This window comes from Streptomyces sp. NPDC054863 (assembly GCF_053610825.1).
The window spans coordinates 1-8,850 of sequence record NZ_JBSGZD010000321.1; the positions used below are offsets into that span (position 1 = coordinate 1).

Sequence of the window (8,850 nt, forward strand, 5' to 3'; positions counted from 1 at the left end):
GGACCGCCCCCCCCGCCCGGCCGGTCCCGCGGTTGCCGCGGCGTTCTTTCCGCCTCCTACCGGAGCAGGTCGTCCACGCCCGGTGCCACCACGGCGAACAGGTCCTGGATGCCCGCCAGCGCCGCCGCCTTCATCTCCGCGGCCGGCACCACCTTTCCGCCGGGCGAGCTCAGCGCCCGCGTGGCGGTGGCCTCGGCCACCACCACCGGCTGGTAGCCGAGGTTGAACGCCTCCTGCGCCGTGTAGTTGACGCACATGTGCGTCATCAGCCCCGCCAGCACCAGCGTGCTGCCCTCCGCCGCGCCCCGGGCCGCGAGGACCTCCGCCAGGTCCGTGCGGTGGAAGGAGTTGGGGAAGTTCTTGGTGACGACCTCCTCGCCGTCGACCGGGGCCACCTCGGTACTGATCCACCCGATCTCGGTGCGTACGTCGAAGGGGGAACCCTCGCCGCTGTCGTGCTGCACGTGCACCACCGGTATGCCCGCGGAGCGCGCCTCGGCCAGCAGCCTGGCCCCCGCCGCGACCGCTTCCTCCACGCCGTCCAGGGCCATGACGCCCGTGCGGTAGGCGTTCTGGAAGTCGATCATGACCAGCGCGGCAGCATCCCCGAGCCGGGGCAGCGTGGTGCTCAGACCGCTCACTTCACGCAGTGTCGTGGAGGGCTCGGGAGGGGTCCCGGAGGACCCGGAGAGGTTCGTCATCGCCAGTACTTCACTTTCTCGAAGAGGGGAGGGAAGTGGGAGGTGAGTGAGAGAAACCGGAAGCCGGAACCGCCGGCCCTGGAACCTACTGCGGCACGGGCACGGGCACGGGCACGGGCACGGGTACGGGTACGGGTACGGGCACCGGTCCCGATGCAGGGCCTTGTACCGGGCCGGCCCCCGGCACCGGCCGCACTGCGCCGAGCGGCACGCCGCCGGCCCCACGGCTCGCAGCAGGGAGCGCCTCGGAAATCGGCACCACGACGAACCGGCGGGGAGGGGGCATGCCCAAATCGTCAGCCATCGCCCGCACGACCGCAATGCCACATCCCTCCACATTTCAGCCATTTCCAGAGGGAGATGAGGACGGAACCGGGGCGGGTGAGGGCGCGCCGCCACCTTCTGGGGCGGCGCCCCGAGACGAAGCCCTCACCTCCACCGAGGCCCCACCCTCGTGAGGCACCCGCCACAGCGAGGTACCCACCTTTGGCGAGGCCCCCGACGAGATGCCCGTCCTTCTGACGAGACACCCGTCCACGGGGAGGCGTCCGTCCTAGGGGGGAGGGGCCTGTTCACGGGGTGACGTCCGCCTACGGCGAGGCGTCCGCCTACGGCGAGGCCCCCCTACGGCGAGGCCCCCGCCCCCTCGTGCGGTGTCCACCCTCTGGTGAGGGGTCCGTTCCCGGTGAGGGCCCCGCCCCGGCCCACGGCCGTATATCAGTCCGGCTTCAATCAACTTCCGCTCCCCGTACGGCAGTACCACTTTCGAGTTCAGATCGTTGTCCTCTCCGGACACCCGACCCGATCCCCGTACAGGCTGGTGTGCCCACCCCTCGCACACACCCCGAAGGACCCTGCATGAGCACGCCGCAGCCCGGCACCCGCACCGGCCACGGCAGCGGCGCCCCCCGCACCGCCCCCACTCCCGCCCCCGACCCGGGGCCCCGCCCGGACACCGCCCCCACCCCCCGCGCTGCCCCGGGTGCCGGCCCTGCTCCTGATCCAGGCGGTTCCCCGGCCCCCGGCGCCGTCGCCGGTTCCGGTCCGCGCAGCTCCTCCGCCCCGACCCCCGCCACCGACTCCGACCCCCACCCGGACGACGCCGCTTCCCAGCCCCTCCACGGCGTGCCCCTCCCGCCCCTGGCCGGCGGATATGCCGGGGCCGCGGCCCTCCAGCCCCTTCTCGGCACCGTTCTTACCGCCCTGGCCTCCGGCGCCGCCGCCCGCCCCGGCCCCCTCCCGGCCGGAGGCCCCGCGTACACCGCCGCACAGGTGCGCGCCGCCGCCGACCCGCTTCTCCCCGCCACCGGCACCGGCCCCCACGAGGCCCTCCGTACCCTCGTGCACGCCCTCGCCGCAGGCGCCGCCGACCCTGCCCACCCCCACTGCGCCGCCCACCTCCACTGCCCGCCCCTCGCCGTCGCCGTCGCGGCCGACCTGGCCGCGTCCGCGCTCAACCCCTCCATGGACTCCTGGGACCAGGCCCCCGCCGCATCCGCCGTCGAAGAGACCCTCACCCGCACCCTCGCCGCCGAGATCTACCCGTACGAAGAACACCCCGACGCCCTCGTCACCACCGGCGGCACCGAGTCCAACCAGCTCGCCCTCCTCCTCGCCCGCGAGAAGCACGCCGACCACGGCCCCGTCCAACTCGTCGTCGGCGCCAACGCCCACCACTCCCTCAGCCGCGCCGCCTGGCTCCTCGGCCTCCCCGAACCCGTCGTCGTCCCCGCCCCCGCCGGCACCCTCGACCTCGCCGCACTCGACGAAGCCCTCACCCGCCTCCACCACCCCACTCTCGTCGCCGCCACCGCCGGCACCACCGACACCGGCCAGATCGACCCGATCCCCGAGATCGCCGACCTCTGCGACCAACACGGCGCCGACCTCCACATCGACGCCGCCTACGGCGGACCCCTCCTCCTCAGCCCCGCCCACCGTCACCTCCTGCACGGCCTCGACCGCGCCCACACCCTCACCCTCGACCTGCACAAACTCGGCTGGCAGCCCGTCGCCGCCGGCCTCCTCGCAGTCGCCGACACCACCACCCTCGGCTGCCTCACCCACCAGGCCGACTACCTCAACGCCGACGACGACACCGACGCCGGCATCCCCGACCTCCTCGGCCGCTCCCTGCGCACCACCCGACGCCCCGACGTCCTGAAGATCGCCGTCACCTTCAAAGCACTGGGCCGCGACGGCCTCGCCGACCTCGTCGACCGCACCCTCGCCGCCGCGCACCACCTCGCCGACCTGGTCGACAAGAACCCCGGCCTGGAGCTCTACGACCGCCCCACCCTCAGCACCGTCCTCTTCCGCCCCACCGGCTCCACCGACGCGGACGTGGCAGAAACCCGCCGCCGCCTCCTCGCCGAAGGCCGCGCAGTCCTCGGCCGCGCCCGCCTCGACGACCGGCTCTGGTTCAAAGCAACCCTCCTCAACCCCCACACCACCCCCCAGGACCTCGAAGCCCTCCTCGCCTCGTCCTGCTCAACCTGCCCAGCCCATCCGGGAGTTGAGGACGCAGCAGACGCAGCAGACGCAGCAGACGCAGCAGACGCAGCAGACGTACAGCAGGCACATCGCGCCCAGCAGGCACAGCAGCCGCACCCCGCACCCCGCACCCCGCGCGCAGGGCGCAGAGCGTAGCCCGCGCCCCGCACCCCCCCCTCACCGCACCCGCCCCACCCGCCGACCCACACACACCCGCCCACCACCCCACCCATCCCGCCCCACCCCGCCCGAAAGGCCCACCCACCGATGACCGCCGCCCCGCCACCCCAGGCCCCCCAGCCCTCCACCCCCGACCACCCCCACGACCTGGTCGGCATCGGCATCGGCCCCTTCAACCTCTCCCTCGCCGCCCTCGCCGACGGCATCCACGGCGGCCTCAAGACCGCCTTCTACGAACAGCGCCCCACCTTCCACTGGCACCCCGGCCTCCTCATCGAAGGCGCCACCCTCCAAGTCCCCTTCCTCGCCGACCTCGTCACCCTCGCCGACCCCTCCAGCCCCTGGACCTTCCTCAACCACCTCCGCGACCGCGAACGCCTCTTCCCCTTCTACTTCGCCGAGCGCTTCCACATCCAACGCACCGAATACGACGCGTACTGCCGCTGGGTCAGCGACCACCTCACCGGACTCCACTTCGGCCACCAGGTCGACGCCGTCCGCTGGAACCCCGAACGCACCGCCTTCGAAGTCGACTTCACCCAACTCGACACCGACGGCGAAGCCGAAGCCCTCGGCCGCACCTACACCCGCAACCTCGTCCTCGGCGTCGGCACCGCCCCGTACATCCCCGAACCCCTCAAACCCCTCGCCGAAGCCCCCACCGTCCCCGTCATCCACTCCGCCGACTACCTCACCCACCGCACGAGCCTCACCACCGCCGAACACGTCACCGTCATCGGATCCGGCCAGTCCGGCGCCGAAGTCTTCCTCGACCTGCTGCGCGCCCGCCCCGTCGGCCGCGAAAAACTCACCTGGCTCGCCCGCACCGAAGCCATCGCCCCCATGGAGTACTCCAAACTCGGCCTGGAACACTTCACCCCCGACTACACCCGCTACTTCCACGCCCTCCCCGAAGGCGTACGCGACGAACTCCTGCCCCGCCAATGGCAGTTGCACAAAGGCATCGACGCCGACACCATCGCCGCCATCCACGACGAGCTCTACCGCCGCACCCTCGACGGCGGCTGGCCCGACGTCACCATCACCCCCGGAGTCCACGTCCGCACCGCAGGACGCGTCGCCACCACCAAGGTCGAACTCCACCTCGAACACACCCAGCAAGCCACCCGCTCCCGCCTCACCACCGACGCCGTCGTCCTCGCCACCGGCTACCGCGAACGCCCCGTCGACCGCATCCTCGCCGCCCTCGACCCGTACATGAAGCGCGACTCCGCCCAGCGCCCCCGCATCGACGAACAGCAACGCCTCCTCCTCGACCCCGTCGTCCAGGGCTCCGTCTACGTCCAGAACGCCGAACGCCACACCCACGGCGTCGGCGCCCCCGACCTCGGCCTCGCCGCCTGGCGCAGCGCCGTCATCCTCAACTCCATCACCGGCACCAACGCCTACCCCCTCCCCGCCCGCACCGCCTTCACCACCTTCGGCCTGGGCACCCCCGCCCGCCCCGGACTCCCCAGCCAGCGCGAAGGCCTCGTACAACTGAAGGCCTGACACGACGAAGGGCCGCACCCCCACGAAGGGATGCGGCCCACACGTACGACACCTGCCGCCCAGAAGACCGACAACTGCCGCCTAGAACACCGGCGCCCCGTCCCGCGTCAGCTTCCAGTCCACCGAGGCGAACGACTTCGGATCCACCGTCCCCTTCGCCTTCACCCACGTGATGATCGTGTTGCGGATCTCCTCCGAATTCGCCCACAGCTGCTTCGAACCCGCAATGTGCGGGAACGCACCGCCGCCGCTCGCCCGGTAGTTGTTCACCGCGAACACGAACTGCGCCTTCGGGTCCAACGGCTTCCCGTCGTACGAAAGCTTCACGATCCGCGCCCCCTTCGGCTTCGCGATGTCGATCTCGTACGTCAGGCCCGAGACGACGTCGTAGTTGTAGTCCGGGGTGTTCTCCGCATTCGTCAGCTTCGCCGGATCCACCGGACCGCCCGCCGCCGTCTGCACGTAGTACTTCGCCGAGTACTCCAGGTACTCCTTGACCTGCGCACCCGTCAGCAGACGCGCCTCCAGCGTGTTCTCGAACGGGTACAGACCCGCCGCGTCCTTGATCGTGATCTGCCCGGCCGGCACCTTCGCCGTACGGGAGAAGCAGGACGCCTGCGACAGCACCGGCAGCTTCGCGTACTCGCCGCCCGCCAGAGCCGTCTTCACCGCCTCCACCTGCACCAGGTTGATCAGATCGATCAGCGGCTCGTCCTTCCAGGCCGCCTCCGCCGTCGTCATCGCCGCCGTCGACGTACCGATCACCTGGTTCACATAGGCGACGACCTTCTTGTGCTCGTCACCGAGCATCCCGGTGATACGCGGGTCCTCCTCCACGGCATTCGAATTCAGGACGCGCGCCCCGACCTTCTCCACCGTCCAACGGCCCTTGCCCCACACCAGCTCGAAGTCGAACCGGGTCAGCCGCTGACCCCACTTCAACGGCTCCGACAGCAGAACCTTCTTGCCCGTCGCCTTGTTCTCGACGAAATACTCCGCGATCTCCGTGTGCGCGTGCCCGACCAGAATCGCGTCGATCCCCGGCACCTGCTCCGCCACCAGACCGGCCGCGTTCTCCACGTACGGCAGCTGATCACCGTACGAAGAAGTCCCCGACGAACCCGAATGCGCCGACACGATCACGACGTCCGCACCCATCGACCGCAGCTTCGGCACCCACTTCGCCGCCTGCTCCTCAAGACCCGGGAAAACCATCTTCCCCTGCACGTTCTGCTTGTCCCAGATCGCGATACCGGGATTCGTCAGACCCAGCACCGCCACCTTCACATCACGCCCGTGCGGCGTACGAAGACGGTGCATGCTGTACGGACGGAAAGCCGGCCGCAGCGTCTTCGCATCCAACGCATTCGCCCCGAGCAGCGGGAAATCACACTGCTCCTCGAACTTCCGCAACACCGGAATTCCGTAATTGAATTCATGGTTGCCGAGCGCCGCGGCGTCATAACCCATCTTGTTCATCGCCTGCGCCATCGGATGCACCGGACCACGCTTCGCCGTGATCGGGTCGACCTTCGCGTAGTAGTACGACAGCTGGGTGCCCTGAATCGTGTCACCCGCGTCGATCAGAAGGGTATTGCGGCGGCCCTTCTCCTTGCGGATCGCATTCACCAGGGTCGAGACCTTCGCCAGACCCACGTCGTTGTGGTCCTTGTCGTCGAACTCCTTGTCCGTGAAGTAGTCCCAGTTGAAGACGTTCCCGTGCAGATCGGTCGTCCCCATCACCGTGAAGGAGTACCGCTTCGGCGGCCGACCGTGACCGTGCCCGCGCTCCCCGGCCTCCGCAGAACCCGCGACCCCACCGGCCAGCGCCACACCGGCACCGGTAGCAGCGGCCTGCCCCAGAAACTTCCGTCGATTCAGCGGCATTTGAACTCCTTCGTCCTCGCGTTGCCCATGCACAACGCGCGTAGATTCTGACCCAGACCCGCGAAACGCGACACCCCTTACAGGTTTCGATCCGATGACTCCCGGAAGTCGGACCCGGATGCCACAGTGGTCGTACGACACCCAGCAGCACGCACCTGCCACCAACAGGGCCTGCACGCCACGCGCAGACCAGGCGCGTGCACTCACGCACCCGCCACGCGCAGACCAGGTGGTACGTGGCACCACACACCCGCTACGCGCAGACCACACACCCGCTACGCGCAGACCACGCACCTGCCACGCGCAGACCGCGCGCACACCCACCGAAGGAGCCCGCAGTGACCACCGAGACCCACACCCCCGCCACCCCCTACGGCACCCCCGCCGCACCCCGCGTCGCCGTCCGCGGCGAAGCACGCCTCGAAGTCGACCCCGAAATCGCCGGCATCTCCATCACCATCAGCGCCCGCGGCACCGACCGCCGCACCGCCCTCGAAGACCTCACCCGCCGCAACGCCGCGGTCCTCGACCTCGTCAAGACCTACGGCGACGCCGTCGAAAAGCTCGAAACCGGCTCCTTCTCCATCAACCCCGAACTCACCCACAAGGGCCGCAACGAACGCGTCCGCGCCTACCACGGCCGCGTCCGCATCACCGCCGAACTCACCGACTTCACCACCCTCGGCGAACTCACCACCCGCCTCTCCGACCTCGAACTCACCCGCGTCGACGGCCCCTGGTGGGCCCTGCGCCCCACCTCACCCGTATACGCACAGGCCCGCACCCAGGCCGTCCACGAAGCCGTCGTCCGCGCCCGCGAATACGCCGAAGCCCTCGGCACCCACCTCGTCGCCCTCCTCGAACTCGCCGACGACGGCAGCGAGAACACCTCCAGGGACGTGGGCCACCCCGTCGCCGCCGGCTACGGCGGCGTGATGCGGGGCGCCGCAGCCGAAGCCGCCCCCGCCCTCGACCTCGAACCCCAGCGCCAGACCGTCCACGCCCACGTCAACGCACGCTTCACCATGGCCCCGCCCCAACTCTGATCCCCCCGAGCCCAATTGCTCATCGGAGCGCCCCTGTGCACAATTCAACACTTGTCAATAACCTTTCACCCAAAGGTGGTTGAGTAGTCATGCACCGCCAATTACCTACCCACCGGTAAGGCCTAGGCTCGGAGGTATGCGCCGAGCAAAGATCGTCTGTACCCTGGGCCCCGCCACCGACACATACGACCAGATCAAGGCACTGGTCGAAGCCGGAATGGACATCGCCCGCTTCAACCTCAGCCACGGCACCTACGCCGAACACGAGGAGCGTTACCACCACGTACGCAAAGCCGCCGACGAAACAGGCCGCAGCGTCGGAATCCTCGCCGACCTTCAAGGCCCGAAGATCCGCCTCGGACGTTTCCGCGAAGGCCCCGTACTCCTTGAACGCGGCGACGACTTCACCATCACCGTCGAACCCATGGAAGGCGACCGCCACACCTGCGGCACCACCTACGAGGGCCTCAACACCGACGTCACGGCCGGTGAACGCATCCTCGTCGACGACGGCAAGGTCACCCTCGAAGTGACCTCCGTCGACGGCCCCCGCGTCCACACCACCGTCATCGAAGGCGGCATGGTCTCCGACCACAAGGGCCTCAACCTCCCCGGAGTCGCCGTCTCCGTCCCCGCCCTCTCCGAGAAGGACATCGAAGACCTCCGCTGGGCCCTCAACACCGGCGCCGACATCATCGCCCTCTCCTTCGTCCGCAGCGGCAGCGACATCGAAGACGTCCACCGCATCATGCGCGAGGAGAACCGGCGCCTCCCGGTCATCGCCAAGGTCGAAAAGCCCCAGGCGGTCGAGAACATCGACGACATCGTCGCCGCCTTCGACGGCATCATGGTCGCCCGCGGCGACCTCGGCGTCGAAATGCCCCTGGAACAGGTCCCCATCGTCCAGAAGCGCGCCATCAAACTCGCCAAGCGCAACGCGAAGCCGGTCATCGTGGCCACCCAGATGCTCGACTCCATGATCGAGAACTCCCGCCCCACCCGCGCCGAAGCATCCGACGTCGCCAACGCGG

General features: G+C 69.6%; 6 protein-coding genes. 4 read left to right on the forward strand and 2 right to left on the reverse strand.

All coding sequences use genetic code 11. The features are described 5' to 3' along the window. Positions 1 to 56: 56 nt before the first annotated feature. Entirely contained in the window at positions 57 to 701 is a 645-nt protein-coding gene (locus ACWGIG_RS33650) for a cysteine hydrolase family protein (RefSeq protein ID WP_453325490.1), read from the reverse strand. 1,125 nt (positions 702 to 1,826) lie between these two features. Between ACWGIG_RS33650 and ACWGIG_RS33655 the strand changes: the two genes are divergently transcribed. Beyond that, positions 1,827 to 3,350: a pyridoxal phosphate-dependent decarboxylase family protein gene (locus ACWGIG_RS33655; protein ID WP_453325495.1), complete on the forward strand. Its 1,524-nt coding sequence runs from the start codon at positions 1,827 to 1,829 to the stop codon at positions 3,348 to 3,350. Positions 3,351 to 3,461: 111 nt separating this feature from the next. Continuing rightward, positions 3,462 to 4,886: a lysine N(6)-hydroxylase/L-ornithine N(5)-oxygenase family protein gene (locus ACWGIG_RS33660; protein WP_453325491.1), complete on the forward strand. Its 1,425-nt coding sequence runs from the start codon at positions 3,462 to 3,464 to the stop codon at positions 4,884 to 4,886. 81 nt (positions 4,887 to 4,967) lie between these two features. Here the strand turns inward: ACWGIG_RS33660 and ACWGIG_RS33665 are convergent, their stop codons facing one another. Further along, a complete protein-coding gene (locus ACWGIG_RS33665; RefSeq protein ID WP_453325492.1) occupies positions 4,968 to 6,773 on the reverse strand; it encodes a 5'-nucleotidase C-terminal domain-containing protein in 1,806 nt (601 codons plus the stop codon). 338 nt (positions 6,774 to 7,111) lie between these two features. Between ACWGIG_RS33665 and ACWGIG_RS33670 the strand changes: the two genes are divergently transcribed. Together ACWGIG_RS33670 and pyk are read left to right on the forward strand one after the other, a co-directional pair. Beyond that, positions 7,112 to 7,819: an SIMPL domain-containing protein gene (locus ACWGIG_RS33670; protein ID WP_453325493.1), complete on the forward strand. Its 708-nt coding sequence runs from the start codon at positions 7,112 to 7,114 to the stop codon at positions 7,817 to 7,819. A 136-nt stretch (positions 7,820 to 7,955) separates the two neighbouring features. Further along, positions 7,956 to 8,850: pyruvate kinase (gene pyk / locus ACWGIG_RS33675; RefSeq protein WP_453325494.1), on the forward strand; the 895-nt coding region annotated here is incomplete at its 3' end.

What these genes read in the sequence shown, in the direction of transcription:
- ACWGIG_RS33650 (WP_453325490.1), bottom strand. Translation starts at nt 701, where the DNA reads ATGACGAACCTCTCCGGGTCCTCCGGGACCCCTCCCGAGCCCTCCACG.
- ACWGIG_RS33660 (WP_453325491.1), top strand. Translation starts at nt 3,462, where the DNA reads ATGACCGCCGCCCCGCCACCCCAGGCCCCCCAGCCCTCCACCCCCGAC.
- ACWGIG_RS33665 (WP_453325492.1), bottom strand. Translation starts at nt 6,773, where the DNA reads ATGCCGCTGAATCGACGGAAGTTTCTGGGGCAGGCCGCTGCTACCGGT.